The organism is Nocardioides sp. (genome assembly GCF_051876515.1).
Taxonomy (GTDB): domain Bacteria; phylum Actinomycetota; class Actinomycetes; order Propionibacteriales; family Nocardioidaceae; genus Nocardioides.
In genome coordinates this window covers 1-16,062 of sequence record NZ_JBJEHY010000033.1, presented here as the reverse complement: position 1 = coordinate 16,062, position 16,062 = coordinate 1, and the positions used below count along the sequence as shown (strand labels likewise).

The 16,062-nt window shown below is 70.3% G+C and carries 15 protein-coding genes; 4 read left to right on the top strand and 11 right to left on the bottom strand.

Features of this window, described 5'->3' with window-relative positions:
* Positions 1-199: 199 nt before the first annotated feature.
* The 3 genes from ACI379_RS01935 (at position 200) to ACI379_RS01925 (ending at position 2,935) form a co-directional block, all read left to right on the top strand.
* Positions 200-979, top strand: coding sequence for a glycerophosphodiester phosphodiesterase (locus ACI379_RS01935; RefSeq protein ID WP_439790375.1), 780 nt, complete (start codon positions 200-202; stop codon positions 977-979).
* A complete protein-coding gene (locus ACI379_RS01930) occupies positions 976-2,349 on the top strand; it encodes an MFS transporter (RefSeq protein WP_439790374.1) in 1,374 nt (457 codons plus the stop codon). The genes ACI379_RS01935 and ACI379_RS01930 overlap by 4 nt, the downstream gene beginning before the upstream one ends.
* A gap of 202 nt (positions 2,350-2,551) precedes the next feature.
* Positions 2,552-2,935, top strand: a complete 384-nt coding sequence (locus tag ACI379_RS01925) for an RNA polymerase-binding protein RbpA (protein WP_439790373.1) — start codon at positions 2,552-2,554, stop codon at positions 2,933-2,935.
* Positions 2,936-2,968: 33 nt separating this feature from the next.
* Here ACI379_RS01925 and ACI379_RS01920 read toward each other — a convergent pair whose 3' ends face one another.
* Genes ACI379_RS01920 through ACI379_RS01890 form a run of 7 tightly spaced genes read right to left on the bottom strand, consistent with a single transcriptional unit; the run spans position 2,969 to position 9,520 of the window.
* On the bottom strand, positions 2,969-3,424 hold the full coding sequence (locus tag ACI379_RS01920; protein ID WP_439790372.1) for an FxsA family protein: 456 nt from the start codon (positions 3,422-3,424) through the stop codon (positions 2,969-2,971).
* Entirely contained in the window at positions 3,421-4,173 is a 753-nt protein-coding gene (locus ACI379_RS01915) for a polyprenol monophosphomannose synthase (protein WP_439790371.1), read from the bottom strand. Before ACI379_RS01915 ends, ACI379_RS01920 begins: the two co-directional genes overlap by 4 nt.
* On the bottom strand, positions 4,170-5,708 hold the full coding sequence (gene lnt / locus ACI379_RS01910) for an apolipoprotein N-acyltransferase (protein ID WP_439790370.1): 1,539 nt from the start codon (positions 5,706-5,708) through the stop codon (positions 4,170-4,172). The genes ACI379_RS01915 and lnt overlap by 4 nt, the downstream gene beginning before the upstream one ends.
* A gap of 38 nt (positions 5,709-5,746) precedes the next feature.
* Positions 5,747-6,163 carry a hotdog domain-containing protein gene (locus ACI379_RS01905; RefSeq protein WP_439790369.1) on the bottom strand — a complete coding sequence of 139 codons (417 nt, stop codon included), beginning with the start codon at positions 6,161-6,163 and terminating at the stop codon, positions 5,747-5,749.
* A complete protein-coding gene (locus tag ACI379_RS01900) occupies positions 6,160-6,906 on the bottom strand; it encodes an OAM dimerization domain-containing protein (RefSeq protein ID WP_439790368.1) in 747 nt (248 codons plus the stop codon). The genes ACI379_RS01905 and ACI379_RS01900 overlap by 4 nt, the downstream gene beginning before the upstream one ends.
* Entirely contained in the window at positions 6,903-8,474 is a 1,572-nt protein-coding gene (locus tag ACI379_RS01895; RefSeq protein ID WP_439790367.1) for a lysine 5,6-aminomutase subunit alpha, read from the bottom strand. The genes ACI379_RS01900 and ACI379_RS01895 overlap by 4 nt, the downstream gene beginning before the upstream one ends.
* Complete coding sequence (locus ACI379_RS01890) at positions 8,474-9,520, bottom strand: L-erythro-3,5-diaminohexanoate dehydrogenase (protein ID WP_439790366.1); 1,047 nt, start codon at positions 9,518-9,520, stop codon at positions 8,474-8,476. Before ACI379_RS01890 ends, ACI379_RS01895 begins: the two co-directional genes overlap by 1 nt.
* 137 nt (positions 9,521-9,657) lie before the next feature.
* On the opposite strand from ACI379_RS01890, the gene ACI379_RS01885 reads away from it, so the two are divergent.
* Complete coding sequence (locus tag ACI379_RS01885) at positions 9,658-11,112, top strand: KamA family radical SAM protein (RefSeq protein ID WP_439790365.1); 1,455 nt, start codon at positions 9,658-9,660, stop codon at positions 11,110-11,112.
* A 60-nt stretch (positions 11,113-11,172) separates the two neighbouring features.
* Here the strand turns inward: ACI379_RS01885 and ACI379_RS01880 are convergent, their stop codons facing one another.
* The 4 genes from ACI379_RS01880 to ACI379_RS01865 form a co-directional block, all read right to left on the bottom strand.
* Complete coding sequence (locus ACI379_RS01880) at positions 11,173-11,625, bottom strand: Lrp/AsnC family transcriptional regulator (protein WP_439790364.1); 453 nt, start codon at positions 11,623-11,625, stop codon at positions 11,173-11,175.
* Between the two features lie 10 nt (positions 11,626-11,635).
* Positions 11,636-12,568 (bottom strand): 5'-3' exonuclease, encoded by a 933-nt coding sequence (locus ACI379_RS01875; RefSeq protein WP_439790363.1) that lies wholly within the window; start codon positions 12,566-12,568, stop codon positions 11,636-11,638.
* A 45-nt stretch (positions 12,569-12,613) separates the two neighbouring features.
* Entirely contained in the window at positions 12,614-15,415 is a 2,802-nt protein-coding gene (locus ACI379_RS01870) for a DEAD/DEAH box helicase (RefSeq protein ID WP_439790362.1), read from the bottom strand.
* Positions 15,412-16,062: diacylglycerol kinase family protein (locus tag ACI379_RS01865; RefSeq protein WP_439790361.1), on the bottom strand; the 651-nt coding region annotated here is incomplete at its 5' end. The genes ACI379_RS01870 and ACI379_RS01865, both read right to left, overlap by 4 nt.

Here is a 16,062-nt window from a genome sequence, read left to right as displayed (position 1 = left end):
CATCTGAGGAGTGAGGCGGAGCCGAGCCCCGCAGGATGGCGCGAGATCAGGTACCGCGACATCTGAGGAGTGAGGCGGAGCCGAGCCCCGCAGGATGGCGCGAGATCAGGTACCCCGACATCTGAGGAGTGAGGCGAAGCTCCGCCGAGGGTTCGACCGGCGTTGCGGTGCTCGGTGTGGGCTGCCTCATACTGCTCGGGTGACTTCCCCACCGCCGTCCCGGTCCGTCTTGGCGTTCGCCCACCGTGGTGGCGCCTACCACCCGGAGATCGAGGGGCTGGAGAACACCCTGACGGCGTTCCAGCACGCCTGGGAGCTGGGTTACCGGCACATGGAGACCGACGTGCACGTGACGGCCGACGGGGTGCTGCTGGCGTTCCACGACGACGTGCTGGACCGGGTCACCGACCGGCTCGGAGCCGTGGCTGACCTGACCCTCGAGCAGGTCCGCGAGGCCCGGATCGGCGGACGGGCGCAGGTGCCCACGCTGGCGGAGCTGGTGGAGGCGCTACCGGGCGCGTCGTTCAACATCGACCTCAAGTCGGAGGCGTCGGTGGGTGCGCTGCACGACTTCATCGAGGAGCGCTGCCTGCACGACCGCATCCTGGTCGGGTCGTTCTCGGGCAGGCGTCTGGCGGCGTTCCGCCGGTTGACGCGCGGTCGTGTTCGGACCTCCGCGGCGGCGCTGGAGGTGGTGGCGTACCGCTTCTCCCCCACCGCGTGGGCGGCCCGTCTGTTGACGCGCGGGCGGCCGGTGGCGCTGCAGGTGCCGCACCACCACCGCGGGATGCGTGTCGTGACGCCCGGACTGGTGCGCCGTGCTCATGCCAACGGGGTGCAGGTACACGTGTGGACGATCGACGACCCTGATGAGATGAGGGAACTCATCGACCGGGGTGTCGACGGGATCATGACGGATCGGACCGACATCCTCAGGGGTGTCCTGTCGGAGAACGGGTTGTGGGAGGAGTCGGCATGACGGAACAGGTGGCGGACGCAGGGGTGGAACCGGTGACGCGCTCGGGCGCCTGGCCGGTGGTGGCCTGGGGCCTGTGGGACTGGGGGTCGGCGGCGTTCAACGCGGTCATCACGACCTTCGTCTTCAGCGTCTACATCACCTCCGACAGCTTCGGCCCCGAGGCGGACACCCGCCTGGGGTGGGCTCTGACCGCGGCGGGTCTGGTGATCCTGGTGTTCGCCCCCGTCACGGGGCAGCGTTCGGACCGCGCGGGACGTCGCGGCTTCTGGCTCGGGGTCAACACGGCCCTGGTGATCGCGATGTCGGCGGGCATGTTCTTCGTGGAGCCCGACGAGGCGTTCCTGTGGCTCGGCCTGCTGCTCCTGGCCGCCGGCAACATCTTCTTCGAGTTCGCCTCGGTCAACTACAACGCGATGCTCAACGACATCTCGACGCCGTCCAACGTCGGGAAGATCTCCGGCCTGGGCTGGGGTCTGGGCTACATCGGCGGCATCGTGCTCCTGCTGGCCGTGTACTTCGGACTGATCAACCCCGAGGTGGGACTGTTCGGGATCACCGGCGAGGACGGCATGGACGTACGCGTCACGATGCTCGTGTGCGCCGTGTGGACGCTCCTGTTCTCGCTCCCGGTGCTCCTGACGCTTCGCGACAAGCCGCACACGGCCCGGACGGAGAAGGCCAGGCGGACCAGCCTCGCGGAGTCGTACCGTCTGCTGTTCGCCAGCATCAAGGAGCTGTGGCTGGAGGACCGCAACACGGTGAAGTTCCTGGTCGCCTCCGCCGTCTTCCGCGACGGCCTGGCCGGTGTCTTCACCTTCGGCGGTGTGCTGGCGGCCGGATCGTTCGGCTTCTCAGCCGGGGGCGTGATCATCTTCGGCGTCGCGGCCAACGTGGTGGCCGGCATCGCGACGATCCTCTTCGGCTTCCTCGACGACATCCTCGGGCCGAAGCGGGTCATCGTGATCGCTCTGTCCTCGATGATCGTCGCCGGTGCGTGCGTCTTCTTCTTCCACGACGGCGGCAAGACGATCTTCTGGATCTTCGGCCTCATCCTGTGCATCTTCGTCGGCCCGGCGCAGTCGGCCTCGCGCACCTTCCTGGCACGGCTGATCCCCGAGGGGCAGGAGGGCCAGGTGTTCGGCCTGTACGCCACCACCGGACGCGCGGTGAGCTGGATGGCGCCGGCGTGCTGGTCGCTGGCGATCGTGGCCGGCGCCGCCCTGACCGGAGCCTCCACCCACGACTCGGTGCAGTACTTCGGGATCCTCGGCATCCTCGTGGTGCTGGCGATCGGTCTGGCCCTGCTGCTGCCCGTACGCAGCGGCCTGAGCAAGGACTCCGCGCTCGCGCACGCCGAGGACGTGCACTGACGGACACGCTGGGCGCTGCGGCAACGTTGTGTCGCAGATCTCGTCCTCGGCAGCAAGGTTTTCGGCGAATGTCGGAATCTTGGCCAAACCGCTACCGTTGAAGGTTGCTGGACGGTAAACCGCCACCACAAGTGGCTGGGGGCATCCGGGTCCGACCGTTTCACCCGAACAAGCGGGGCAGCACGATCTTGGAGGTGGGCAGGTGGCAGAGCGCACACTGCGTGGGGCGCGTCTCGGCGGCCAGAGTTTCGAGGACGAGCGCGGCATCGAGTTCGCCGCTCGGCAGCAGGTGGGGTACCGCTGCGAGAACAAGCACGAGTTCGAGATCACCATGTCGGTCGAGGCTGACATCCCGGCCGAGTGGGAGTGCCCGCGCTGCGGCGCGAACGCCCTGAGCACGGCGGGCATCGAGCCCGAGGAGAAGAACGAGAAGCCCGTCCGTACCCACTGGGACATGCTGCTCGAGCGTCGCTCCGAGACCGAGCTCGAGGACATCCTCAAGGAGCGTCTCGAGCTGCTGCGCGGCGGGGAGATCGGGCCGGCCCACCTGCACCGCCCGAGCACCCGCAAGCGCAAGGTCAGCTGACCTGAGCCTCTGACAGCTCCGTCCCGAGACGGATCAGTCGACGACGTCGCCCCGGACCACCGGCCCACTGCCGGAAGGTCCGGGGCGACGTACGTCCGGGATCACGGCGAACCGTCGCCCGATGGCAGCGGTGAGCAGCCCACGGGCCAGCGGCCTCGTGAAGGGCAGGACCAGGACGAGCCCGAGCACGTCGGTCACGAACCCGGGGAACACCAGCAGCGCTCCACCGATCAGGACGAGCGCGCCGTCGGCCAGCTCACGTGCCGGCGTGAGGCCCTGCTGCACAGCCGTCCGCAGGGAACGCCACGCACGGCGTCCCTCCCGCGCCACGAGCCAGACGCCCAGGGCCCCGGAGACGACGAGCAGGGCCAGGGTCCACCAGACCCCGATGGCGCTGCCCACCTGGGCGATGACGAAGATCTCCAGGAGAGGAACGACCAGCAGGAGGAGCACCCACGGTGCTCCCCCACGACGCTTGGTGCCGGTCACGACCTGCCCAGCCGGCGGCGGACCTGCTCGGCGCGCTCGGTCAGACCCCAGGCGGTGATCCGCTTCAGCGACTCGCTGGCGACCTGTCCGCTCATCTTGGACTCGCCCCTCTCGCGCTCGATGAACTCGATCGGCACCTCGGCGACGCGGAGGCCGGCCCGTACGGTGCGGTAGGCGAGGTCGGTCTGGAAGACGTAGCCGGCGGACTGCACGGAGGCGAGGTCGATCTTCTCCAGTGTGGCACGGCGGAAAACCCGGAACCCGGCGGTGGCGTCCTTCACCTTGATGCCGAGCAGGAGGCGGACGTACAGGTTGCCGCCCCGCGAGAGGGCCAGGCGCGAGAACGGCCAGTTGACGACGCTCCCGCCCGGGACGTACCGGGAGCCGATGACGAGGTCCGCGGTCTCGAGGCGGTCGAGGAGCCGGTGCAGCTGCTCGGGCTGGTGCGAGCCGTCGGCGTCCATCTCGCCGATGACGTCGAACCCCTGCTCCAGGGCGACGGCGAAACCGTGCAGGTACGCGGCGCCGAGGCCAGCCTTCTCGGTGCGGTGGACCACCTGGACATGGTCGTCCGCTGCCGCGAGGCGGTCGGCGATGTCGCCGGTCCCGTCGGGGCTGTTGTCGTCGACGACCATGAGGTGCACCTCGGGCTGGGCCTCGCGCAGCCGTCCCACGATCCACTCCAGGTTGGCGGACTCGTTGAAGGTGGGGATCACCATCACCACACGTCCGAGCGTGCCCTGCGTCATGTGTGCACCGTCCCTGCTGCTGTTTCCTCGAGATCGCGCCGGGTGCGACGCGACCGCCTACGATATGGCACCGCCACCGCCAGTGCGTGGAGGGCTGCCAGCCCCACGAGGACCCGTCCGGTCCACACACCCGCCAGGCTGGCCGGCGTGAGTCGCGAGCTGAGCTCGACGGTGGACTGCAGCACGGCCTCGGTGCGGCGGGGCTCGGTCGCGACCACGTCACCCTCGGGCGAGATGATCCCGGAGACGCCGTTGAGCGCCGCGACCACGACCCAGCGTCGCGACTCGACGGCCCGCAGGCGGCTGATCTCGAACTGCTGGTCGACCTGGGCGGTGTGGATGAACATCGCGTTGCTGGTCTGGACGGTGAGCAGGCGCCCGCCGCCGCGCAGCTGTGCCGCGATGCCCTCGTCGTAGGCGACGTCGAAGCAGATCGCGTCCGCGATCTTCGTGCCGGCAGCGTCGAGTGGAGAGACGCGGACGCCGCGGACCATGTCGCGGGTGATCGAGCGGAGCTTGCCGTAGTCAGAGGGGATCAGGGTGCCGCGGAACGGGATGTACTCACCGTACGGAACGGGGTGGCGCTTGGTGTACCGGTCTCCCCCGCCGCGCCCGGGGGTCCAGACGATGCCCTGGTTGAGGACCAGCTCGTCGCTCTCGGCATCGACCATGGCCCCCACGAGCAGCGGTACGCCCAGGTCGGAGGAGGCGAGCTGGATGCCGGCGTTGGTCTCGCTGTCGGTGAACGGGTCCACCGCGGTCGAGTTCTCGGGCCAGACCACCAGGTCCGGCCGGGGCCGCTCCCCCGCGTCCACCTCGCTGGCGAGCTGGCGGGAGAGTCGCACGTGGTTGCGGGTGATCTCACGGTGGTTGCCGACGACGTCGGTCCCGTCGCCCGGCACGTTGCCCTGGACGACCGCGACGTCCATCTCGCCGTCACGCTCGAAGCCCCAGACGGCCACGTGCGGCAGCGCGGTCACCAGACCGACGGCAGCGGCCCCGGTCGCGACCAGGGTGGGCCGCCGCCGTACCTCGATCACGGCCCAGGCGAGGACCGCGCCGCTGAGCGCGACGAGCAGGCTGACGCCCGTCATCCCGACCCAGGGCAGCGCCGCCTCCCACACCGTGCCGGACGTGGCGTACGCCAGTCGTCCGAACGGCATGCCGCTGAAGGGCCACACACTGCGGATCGACTCGAGCGCGACCCACCAGACGGCACCCAGGAGGGGCCACCAGCGGCTCCGGTAGGACCAGACCAGCCCGAAGCCGAGGGGGACGAAGTAGGCGGCGAGCACGCCACACATGGCCAGCCAGGCGTCCACGCCGACCGAGTCCCGCATCCAGAACATGACGAGGTAGATGAAGGAGAGCCCGAACAGGAGGCTGACCGGCCACACCCGCCGTGCGGTGAGGCCGTAGGTGCACAGGAAGAGCAGCGCGAGCCCCACGGGCATGAGCGCCGCCCAGCCCACGGGTTCGAAGGCGGCCGCCAGGAAGGCGCCGCCCAGCACAGCACCAAGACACCGCCAGAACACGCTCAGACGGTAGCGGACCGCTCCACGCGCAGGCGTGCTCAGGTGGTTGCGGTGCGGGCCGGCACCACGACGGTCCCGACAGCCGTGGTGGCCAGCAGGGGCGTCGCGAGCATCCGGGCCGCCCCGGGCTGCTGCTCGGTCGGCTCACCACGCCCCACCACGTGCACGGCCAGCTCGAGCTCCCGGCTGCGGCTGCCGATACGGACCAGGCGGCAGGTCACCTCCAGCACGTCGCCCGCACGGACGGCCTCGTGGAAGGTCACGGTGCTGTACCCGGCGAACAGGCCCTCGTCGGCGTCCGTGCGGATGCACATCTCGGTGGCGATGTCCCCGAAGAGACCCATCGAGTAGGCACCGTCGACCAGGTTGCCGGCGTAGTGCGCGTGGCTGTACGGCACGTACCGGCGGTGCGTGACGGTCTCGCCCAGCACGGGCGTGGGCAGTGGTGCGGTCATGCCGACTCCTTCTCACCTGCGATGCGGCTGACGAGGTACGAGGCGACCTCGCCCGGCGTGGTGCCCCGGCTGAACACGCGGTCGACGCCCAGGTCGGCGGCCGAGCTCTCGTCGAAGCGGGGGCCGCCGACGACGAGCAGAGGTCGGGTCGCCGCGGGGTACGCCTCCCGGAAGGCTGCCGACATCTCGCGCGTGTTGAGCAGGTGGGCGTCACGCTGGGTGACGACCTGGGAGACGAGGACCGCGTCGGCGTGCTCCGCCCGGGCGGCCTCGACCAGCTGCGGCACCGAGACCTGTGCGCCGAGGTTCACGACCTTGAGCTCGCGGTAGTACTCCAGCCCCTTCTCCCCGGCGAACCCCTTGATGTTGAGGATCGCGTCGATCCCGACGGTGTGCGCGTCGGTGCCGATGCACGCGCCCACGACCACCATCCGGCGGCGCAGACGCTCCTTGACGGTCGCGTTGGCCTCCTTCGGCGTCAGCAGCGGGTAGTCGCGCTCGACGACCTCGACCTTGGCGGTCTCGACCAGGTGGTTGACCCGGCCGTACACGACGAAGAAGGTGTGCCCCTCCCCGATCGCCTTCGCGTGGACCACCAGCGCGGGGTCCATGCCCATCTTGTTGGCCAGCTGCACGGCCGCGCCCTCGGCGACCTTGTCGTGCGGCAGGGGCAGGGTGAACGAGGTCTGCACCATCCCGTCACCGGTGGTATCGCCGTACGGGCGGACGACGTCGGCGCTCATCGGGCCTCCTCCAGCAGATCCGTGGCCGGGTTGAGGAAACCGTCGGCCTTCTCGAAGACTCCGTCGAGCCCCTTGCCCTTGTCGGCCGGGCGCTTCATGAGTCCGAACGTCCCGTCCGCGATCGCGTCCAGGAGGCCGTCCGGGTGGTCCTCGAAGCGCCCCAGGAGCGCGATGGTCTCGTCCAGCACGGTACGCGCGCGCTCGGCGATGAAGCCGCCCGGCTGCGGCCGGAAGTCCTCACGCAGGCGTCCTGCCGCATTCATCACGTACCGCACGTTCTGCAGCGCCAGGTCACGGTCGGACAGCCACGGCGTCACCACGGCCTCGGTCATCATCCCGACCAGGAGGATGCCCTGCCCGGTGAGGGCGCCGGCGAGGTTGAAGAACCCGTCGAGCAGGTAGCCGCGGAAGACGTCGCCCGTCATGTGCCGCGTCGGCGGCATCCACTTGAGGGGGGCGTCGGGGAACAGCTCACGCGCAAGCATCGCGTGGGCGAGCTCGAGGCGGAAGGAGTCCTCCACGTCCGGGTCGATCTCGAAGGCGTGCCCCAGACCGAGCTGCCAGTCCTCCAGTCCGGCCTCCTTGGCGAAGTACTCGTTGAGGAGCTGGCTGGTGGTGACGGTGTGCGCCGCCTCGACCGCGTCCGCGGTGGTGAGGTAGTTGTCCTCGCCGGTGTTGATGATGATCCCCGCGCGGGCGTGGACCTGGCGGCTGAACCGCTGGTCCACGAACGTGCGGATCGGGTTGATGTCGCGGAAGAGGATCCCGTACATCGAGTCGTTGAGCATCATGTCGAGACGCTCGAGGCCGGCCAGCGCCGCGATCTCGGGCATGCACAAGCCGGAGGCGTAGTTGGTGAGGCGGACGTAGCGCCCCAGCTCGCGGCTCGTCTCGTCGAGTGCGGCCCGCATCAGCCGGAAGTTCTCCTGCGTCGCGTAGGTGCCGGCGAACCCCTCCCGCGTGGCTCCTTCGGGGACGAAGTCCAGCAGTGACTGGCCGGTGGAGCGGATCACGGCGATGACGTCGGCACCGGCCCGGGCGGCCGCCTGGGCCTGCGGGATGTCCTCCATGATGTCGCCCGTCGCCACGATGAGGTAGATCCACGGGGTGCTGGGGGCGTCGCCCACCTCGGCCACGAACTGCTCGCGGTTGCGTCGCTGCGCGTCCACGCGGGCCAGACCGGCCGCGACCTGGGTGCGAGCCAGCTCGGCCGCCGCCCGTCGGTCGTCGCCGTCGGGGAGTCGGAAGTCGACGGTGCCCGCCCCGGCCCGCTCCGCGAGGGTGGCCAGGTCGGGGGCGGCCCCGCGCAGGAGTGCGTCGTACACGGGAAGGCTGACCCCGTGCTCCAGCCCGGTGGAGGCACGTACGGCGTCCGCCAGGTGGTTGACCCAGGGCGTGCCGTCCGGGTCGGCACCGGACAGCCCCGCGAGGCGCAGGGTGGCGCGTTCGACAGAGACGGTCGTGTGGCGCTGGGCCAGGTCGACGATCGGCTCGCCCACGCGTCGCGCGAGGTCACGCGCCGAGGACGCGAGCGCCGGGTCGAGCCCGAGGGTGGGAGCGTCGGTCATCAGTGGGCCCTCCGCTCGAAGAGGCCGCGCACGCCGGGCTCGCTGCGCAGCAGCTCCAGGGCGTAGTCGGCGTGTCCCGGGACGTACCCGTTGCCGATCAGCATCTGCACGTCGGCGGCCAGACCCTCCGCGCCCAGGGCGGCAGCGCTGAACGAGGTGGCCATGGAGAAGAAGATGATGGTGCCGCCCTGGGCCGTGGCGAGGATGGCGCCGCCCTCGCAGCCGGGGACGTCGACGCAGACCACGGTGACGTCGGTCTCGCCGCCCGCTGCCCGGAGCGCTGTCTGCACCGCGACCGGGTCCGTGGCGTCGGCGACGACGACGTGGTCGGCCAGCCCCGAGTGGCGCAGCAGCTGCGCCTCGGTCTCCGTCGGCACCAGACCGACGGTCCGGGAGGCGCCGGCCCGTCGGGCAGCGGCGAGGCTCAGCGAGCCGGACTTCCCGGCGCCGCCGATGACCAGGACGCTCGGGCGTTCCCGCTGGGCGGTGACGCGCGCGGTGAGGGCGGGTGCCCCGCACACGTCCATGACACTGAGTGAGAGCGGGACCGGGAGGTCGTCTGGAAGCACGGCGGCGATGGAACGCGCGAACAGGACGGCCTGGCCCGTACACGGAACCTGCTCCCCGCGACCGTCCCACCCGACGAGGCCGTCGCTGATGGTGAGCGGGGTCAGGGTCAGGCTCACCAGCGTCGCCACCCTGTCACCGACCGCGAGGCCGAGCGGAGACTCCGGGCCGACCTCGGCCACGGTACCCACGAGCATGCCGCCGGACCCGGTCACCGGGTTCTGCATCTTGCCGCGCGCCGAGACGATCTCCAGCACGGCGGAGCGTACTGCGTCACCGTCGCCGTCGTGCGCCTCCGAGAGCTGGCGGAAGGACGCCGCGTCCAGGTTGAGGCGCTCCACGTCGATGCGCACCTCGTCCGGCCACAACGACGTCCTGGTGTCCAGACGCTGCGCGGCCTGGGGAAGCACCGCCGGCTCGTCGAGCACCCGGTGCAGGCCGGTCGGATCGGAGGCTCGTACCGGATCCTGAACACTCAAGACGGCAATCCCTTCTCGAAATGCCATATCAGACCGAAGATCTTGCGGCCTTGACGTGGACTTGACGGAGGTTCTGCGCCTATCGTGTCAGAGGTGAGTGCGCTCACACAACCACCCCTGCCCCTGAGGAGGAACCGATGACCGCGACCAGCGCCGAGACGCGTGTGGCCGAGCAGCCGTACGTCTACTCGCAGCCCGTCCTCGTCGAACCGGACTGGCGTCGCTTCCCCGGCTGGGCCGACGTGACGGAGGCCGACTGGGCCTCCGTGCAGTGGCAGCGTGCGCACTGCGTGAAGAACCTCAAGCAGCTGCGCGAGCTCATGGGCGACCTGCTGGATGAGCGCTTCTACGCCGACCTCGAGCGCGACCAGAACGAGCGCGCCACGATGTCGATGCTGGTCCCGCCGCAGATGATGAACACGATGGTGCCGCACCTCGAGCCGTCCGGAGCGGGAAGCCTGACCGAGGCCTTCTACGCCGACCCGGTACGCCGCTACATGCTGCCCGTCTTCTCGGACCGGCGCACCGACTGGCCCTCGCACCCGCACGCGACCCGCGACTCCCTGCACGAGCACGACATGTGGGTGGCCGAGGGCCTGACCCACCGCTACCCCACCAAGGTGCTCGCCGAGCTGCTGCCGACGTGTCCCCAGTACTGCGGCCACTGCACCCGGATGGATCTCGTCGGCAACTCCACCGTCGTGGTCGACAAGCTGAAGTTCGTCGGCAAGCCGCAGAGCCGCCTCGACGACATGCTCGACTACCTCCGGCGCAACCCCACGGTCCGCGACGTCGTCGTCTCGGGGGGCGACGTCGCCAACATGCCCTGGCCCCGTCTCGAGGACTTCCTCGGACGGCTGCTGGAGATCGACAACATCCGCGACGTCCGCCTGGCCACGAAGGCGCTGATCGGTCTGCCCCAGCACTGGCTGCAGCCCGAGGTCGTCGAGGGTGTCAACCGGATCGCCACCACGGCTCGCCAGCGAGGCGTCTCCATCGCGATCCACACGCACGCCAACCACGGCAACTCCGTGACGCCGCTGGTGGCCCAGGCCGCCAAGGCGATGCTGGACGCCGGGGTGCGCGACGTCCGCAACCAGGGAGTCCTGCTGGGCGGGGTCAACGACGACCCGCACGCCCTGCTCGACCTGTGCTTCCGGCTTCTCGACGGCGCCCAGATCATGCCGTACTACTTCTACATGTGCGACATGATCCCGTACTCGGAGCACTGGCGGGTCTCGGTCGCCCAGGCCCAGCAGCTCCAGCACCACATCATGGGCTACCTGCCCGGCTTCGCCACGCCGCGCATCGTGTGCGACGTCCCGTTCGTCGGCAAGCGGTGGGTGCACCAGATCGCCGACTACGACAAGACGCACGGCATCTCGTACTGGACCAAGAACTACCGGACCTCCATCGAGGCCAGCGACGCGGACGCGCTGGGGCGCTTCTACGAGTACTACGACCCGATCCACACGCTGCCCGAGGAGGGCCAGCGGTGGTGGGCCGAGCACGGCCGTCTCGACGAGACCGCGCTGAAGGCGGCCGAGATGGCGGAGGCGTCGCGCCGTACCGCCGCCCTCCAGGGGTACTGAGCCCACCGACGGCAGGAGCCCCGGACCGTCTGGTCCGGGGCTCCTGCGTCGTGCACGGTGTCAGTGGACGGGACGGTTCTCGTACGCCGTGGACAGCACGATCGTGGTGCGCGTGGAGACGTTGGCGGCGCCACGGATGCGGGCCAGCAGGTCCTCCAGGTCCCGCGGCGTCGCGACCCGGATCTTGAGGATGTACGACTCGTCGCCGGCCACGGACCAGCAGGACTCGATCTCGCTGATGGAGGCCAGCCGGTCCGGGTAGTCGTCGGGCTGCGAGGGGTCGATCGGGGTGATCGAGATGAAGGCGGTGAGGGGCCGGCCCAGACGGTCGTGGTCGACCGAGGCGCCGTAGCCGTGGATCAGACCGCGTGCCTCCAGACGCTTCACCCGCTGGTGCACCGCAGACGTCGACAGACCGGTCGCCTTGCCCAGATCCGTGAAGGACATGCGCCCGTCCACGGCCAGCAGCGACAGGATCTTGCGGTCGGTGCCCTCTACCTGCGGAGTACTCACGTCGGACAATCTAGACCGAACGGGCCAGTACGTCGCTCAAACGCTCGACAGACGAACCAAGTCCCCACCGTTCGGTCAGCCCGGCCAGGGTCTCGGGGTCGCGGGGCACGGACGGCACCTGCAGATCCGGGTCGCCCAGATCGAGGTCGCGTCGCACGGCCACGACCTGCGGCGCCACCGCCAGGTAGTCGAGCGCCGCCTTGATCTTGCCCCGGGGACCCGGGCCCATGTCGGCGGAGGGATCGGAGGCGGCCGCCACGATGGTGTCGATGTCCCCGAAACGCCCCAACAGGGTGGCCGCGGTCTTCTCCCCCACACCTGCCACGCCGGGAAGGCCGTCGGAGGCGTCGCCACGCATGGTGGCGAAGTCGGCGTACTGGGCCGCGTCGACCCCGTACTTGGCCCGGACCCAGGCGTTGTCGACCTTCTCGTGCCGACCGACGCCGCGGGCGGTGTAGAGGATCCGTACCTCGGCGGCGTCGTCGACGAGCTGGAACAGGTCGCGGTCGCCGGTCACGACGTCGACCGGCATGCCGGCGCCGGTCGCCAGGGTGCCGATCACGTCGTCCGCCTCCATCTCGGTGTGCCCGACCACGGCTATCCCGTACGCCGCCAGGACGTCACGGATGACGGGCACCTGCACCTGCAGCAGGTCCGGCACCTCCTCGACGTCGGGGGCGTCACCGGGCACCACCTCGACCACGCGGTGCTGCTTGTACGAGGGGATCAGCTCCACCCGCCAGGCCGGACGCCAGTCGTCGTCCCAGCAGCAGGCCAGGTGGGTGGGCTGGTACTCCTCGACGAGCCGGCTGATGAAGTCCAGCAGGCCACGCACGGCGTTGACCGGCGTGCCGTCGGGCGCCCGCACGCTGTCGGGCACCCCGAAGAAGGCCCGGAAGTAGAGCGACGCGGTGTCGAGCAGGAGCAACCTCTGGTCAGACATGGGGGAAGCCTGTCACACGGCGCCGACACGTCCCGGCGCGGCTCGTCACTCCCCGGCGAGCGATGCCGCGACCACCCCGCGCCGCAGCTGGTCGCGCGCCTTGTGCGCCGCCTTGCGCAAAGGGGTGTCCGCTGCAGCGTCGGCGACCTGGCCGGTGAGGTCGATCAGCTGCTTCATCCACCGTACGAAGTCGCCGGCGCTCAGCCCCGTCTCGTCCAGGATCGAGTCGAGGTTGTCGCCCTCGGCCCAGCGCCAAGCCGCCCACGCGAAGCCGTTGTCGGGCCGGCGCAGGAAGTCGAGGCGGTGGTCCGTCTCGAGGGCGTCGAGCTGCTGCCACAGACGCACGGTGGCGGTGAGCACTCCGCGCACCTTCTCCCCCGGCATCCGCGGCGAGGAGGAGTCGTCGGCCCGGCGGGCCTCGAACACGAGCGCTGACAACGCCGAGGCCAGCTCGGCCGGCGTCAGGTCGTCGTACAGCCCGTCGCGGATGGCCTCGGCCGCCACCAGGTCCATCTCGGTGTAGATGCGCATCAGGTGGCGCCCGCGCGGCGTCACCGTGTCGCCGTCGAGGTAGTTCAGGGCGGTGAGGACCGAGCAGACCCGGTCGAACGTCCGCGCCACCGTGTTGGTCCGGTTCTCGACGCGGCGGCGCAGCGTGTCGGAGTCGCGCTGCAGCTTGAACCAGCGCTCCGCCCACCGCGAGTGGTCCTCCCGCTCAGGGCAGGAGTGGCAGGGGTGCGCCTTGAGCTCCTGGCGCAGGGACGCGATCTCACGCTCCACGGCCGAGTCGACCCCGTGCGAGGCGGAGGCGGGCTGGGGATGGGCGGGTGCTTCCCCGAAACGGCGTGCGTCGTGCGCCTTCGCCCGCAGGGCGGCGGCGAGGTCACGCCTCATCTGCGCGTTGCGCCCGTTGAAGGACTTCGGGACCCGCATCCTGGTGAACGGCGTCACCGGGACCGGGAAGTCGTTCATGGACAGCCTGCGCGCCTGGCTCTGGGCCGTCAGGACGTACGGCCGTGGGTCCTCCTCGTGCGCGGCGCCCTCGACCACCAGCGCCAGCCCGCTGAACTTGCCGGAGGGGACGTCGATCACGTCGCCCACGCGGAAGCGGCGAACGGCGGCCACCGCCTCGGCGCGGCGGTCGGCCCGACGCTCACGCGCGGCCCCCTTCTCCACCTCGGAGACCCGTCGGCGCAGCTCGGCGTACTCCATGAAGTCGCCCAGGTGGCAGGCGGCCGCGTCGCGGTACCCGTCCAGGGCGTCCTCGGCCTTGTTGAGCTGCCGGGCCAGACCCACGACCGCCCGGTCCGCCTGGAACTGGGCGAAGGACATCTCCAGCAGCTCCCGGGAGCGCTCCCGACCGAACTGGTGCACCAGGTTGACGGCCATGTTGTACGAGGGCCGGAACGACGACCGCAGCGGGTACGTCCGTGTGGAGGCCAGGCCTGCGACCTCGCTCGGATTGATGCCCGGTTGCCACAGGACCACCGCGTGACCCTCGATGTCGAGGCCGCGGCGCCCGGCACGCCCGGTCAGCTGCGTGTACTCGCCGGGGGTGAGGTCGGCGTGGGTCTCGCCGTTCCACTTGGAGAGCTTCTCGATGACGACGGTGCGGGCCGGCATGTTGATCCCGAGCGCCAGCGTCTCGGTCGCGAACACCACCTTGACGAGCCCGCGGACGAAGAGTTCCTCGACGACCTTCTTGAACGCCGGCAGCAGGCCGGCGTGGTGGGCGGCCACGCCGCGGCTCAGCCCGTCCAGGAAGTCGTGGTAGCCCAGGGCCGCCAGGTCGGCGTCGGGCAGGTTGCGCGCGGCCGTCTCGACGGTCTCGATGATCTCGTCGCGCTCCTCGGGCACCGTGAGCCGCACGTTGGCGGCCAGGAGCTGGCTCACCGCGGCGTCGCAGCCGGCGCGGCTGAAGATGAAGACGATCGCGGGCAGCAGGCCCTCGCGCTCCAGGCGCTCGACGACGTCGACGCGGCTGGGGATCCACACCCGGCGACCGTTGCCGACCTGGCGCTGCTTGGGGCCGCTCCCCTTGCCACGTGGGGCGCGGCGGTCCCGCATCAGGCGGGCGCTGGCGAAGTCGTCGCGCGCCACCTTGAGCAGCTCGGCGTTGACCGGTGCCCCCTCCTTCACGAACCCGGCGCTGGCATCCACGTCGGAGGAAGCGAACAGGTCGAGGATCCGGCGCCCGACCATGACGTGCTGGAACAGCGGCACCGGGCGGCGCTCCTCGACGATGGTCGTCGTCTCACCGCGCACGGTCTCCAGCCACTCGCCGAACTCCTCTGCGTTGGAGACGGTGGCCGACAGCGAGACCACGCTCACCGACTCCGGGAGGTGGATGATGACCTCCTCCCAGACGGCGCCCCGGGAACGGTCGGCGAGGTAGTGCACCTCGTCCATCACCACGAACCCGAGGTTCAGCAACGTCTGCGAGCCCGCGTACAGCATGTTGCGCAGCACCTCGGTGGTCATCACCACCACCGGCGCCTCACCGTTGACGGACGTGTCTCCCGTCAGGAGGCCGACGTGGTCGGCGCCGTACCGCTCCACGAGGTCGTTGTACTTCTGGTTCGACAGCGCCTTGATCGGGGTCGTGTAGAACGCCTTGCGCCCCGTGGCCAGCGCCAGGTGCACCGCGAACTCGCCCACGATCGTCTTGCCGGAGCCGGTGGGTGCCGCGACGAGGACGCCCCGGCCCTCCTCGATCTCCCGGCAGGCGCGAGCCTGGAAGTCGTCGAGGCCGAACTTCTGCTGGGCCGCGAAGTCGTGGAAGTGGGGGTGCTCCTGCGCCCGACGGAAGCTGGAGTAGCGCTCCGAGGCGCTCGGCTCGGGACTCATGAGTACACCACCAGGGCATCAGGCACGGCCTCGACCGTGATCGGGAGGGGGCCAAGTCGTTCACCGTCGGCGTACGCCACGATGCCCGCCGAGGCGACGGTGACGCGTCGCACCTGGTGCCGGGCATACTCCGGGGCGGTCGTGTGGGTGCCCTTGAACAGGCGCGGGTAGAGCTTCACCAGCCGGCCCTTGCCCATCTCGGAGATCACCACCACGTCCAGCAGGCCGTCGTGCAGGGACGCGCCCTCGGCGATGCGCAGGCCGCCGCCGAAGGAACGACCGTTGCCCACGGCGACGAGCATGGCGGTGGCCTCGACGGTCTCACCGTCCAGCTCGAGGGTGTAGCGCAGCGGCCGGAACGTGCGCAGCTCAGCGAGGGTGGCGATGTTGTACCGCATCTGCCCCGACGGCCAGGTCATCTGGTTGGCGCGCTCGTTCACGATCGCGTCGAAGCCGGCCGCCATGACGGTGGCGAACCACGTCGAACCGGCGCGCGCCAGGTCGATCGTGCTGGTGCGACCGGCGATCACCCGGTCGGCCGCGGCCAGCGGATCCTTGCGCGGCAGGTCGAGATACTGGGCCACGTCGTTGCCGGTGCCGCACGGGATGATCCCCAGCGGCGTGGACGTGCCGCCGACCACCTGCAG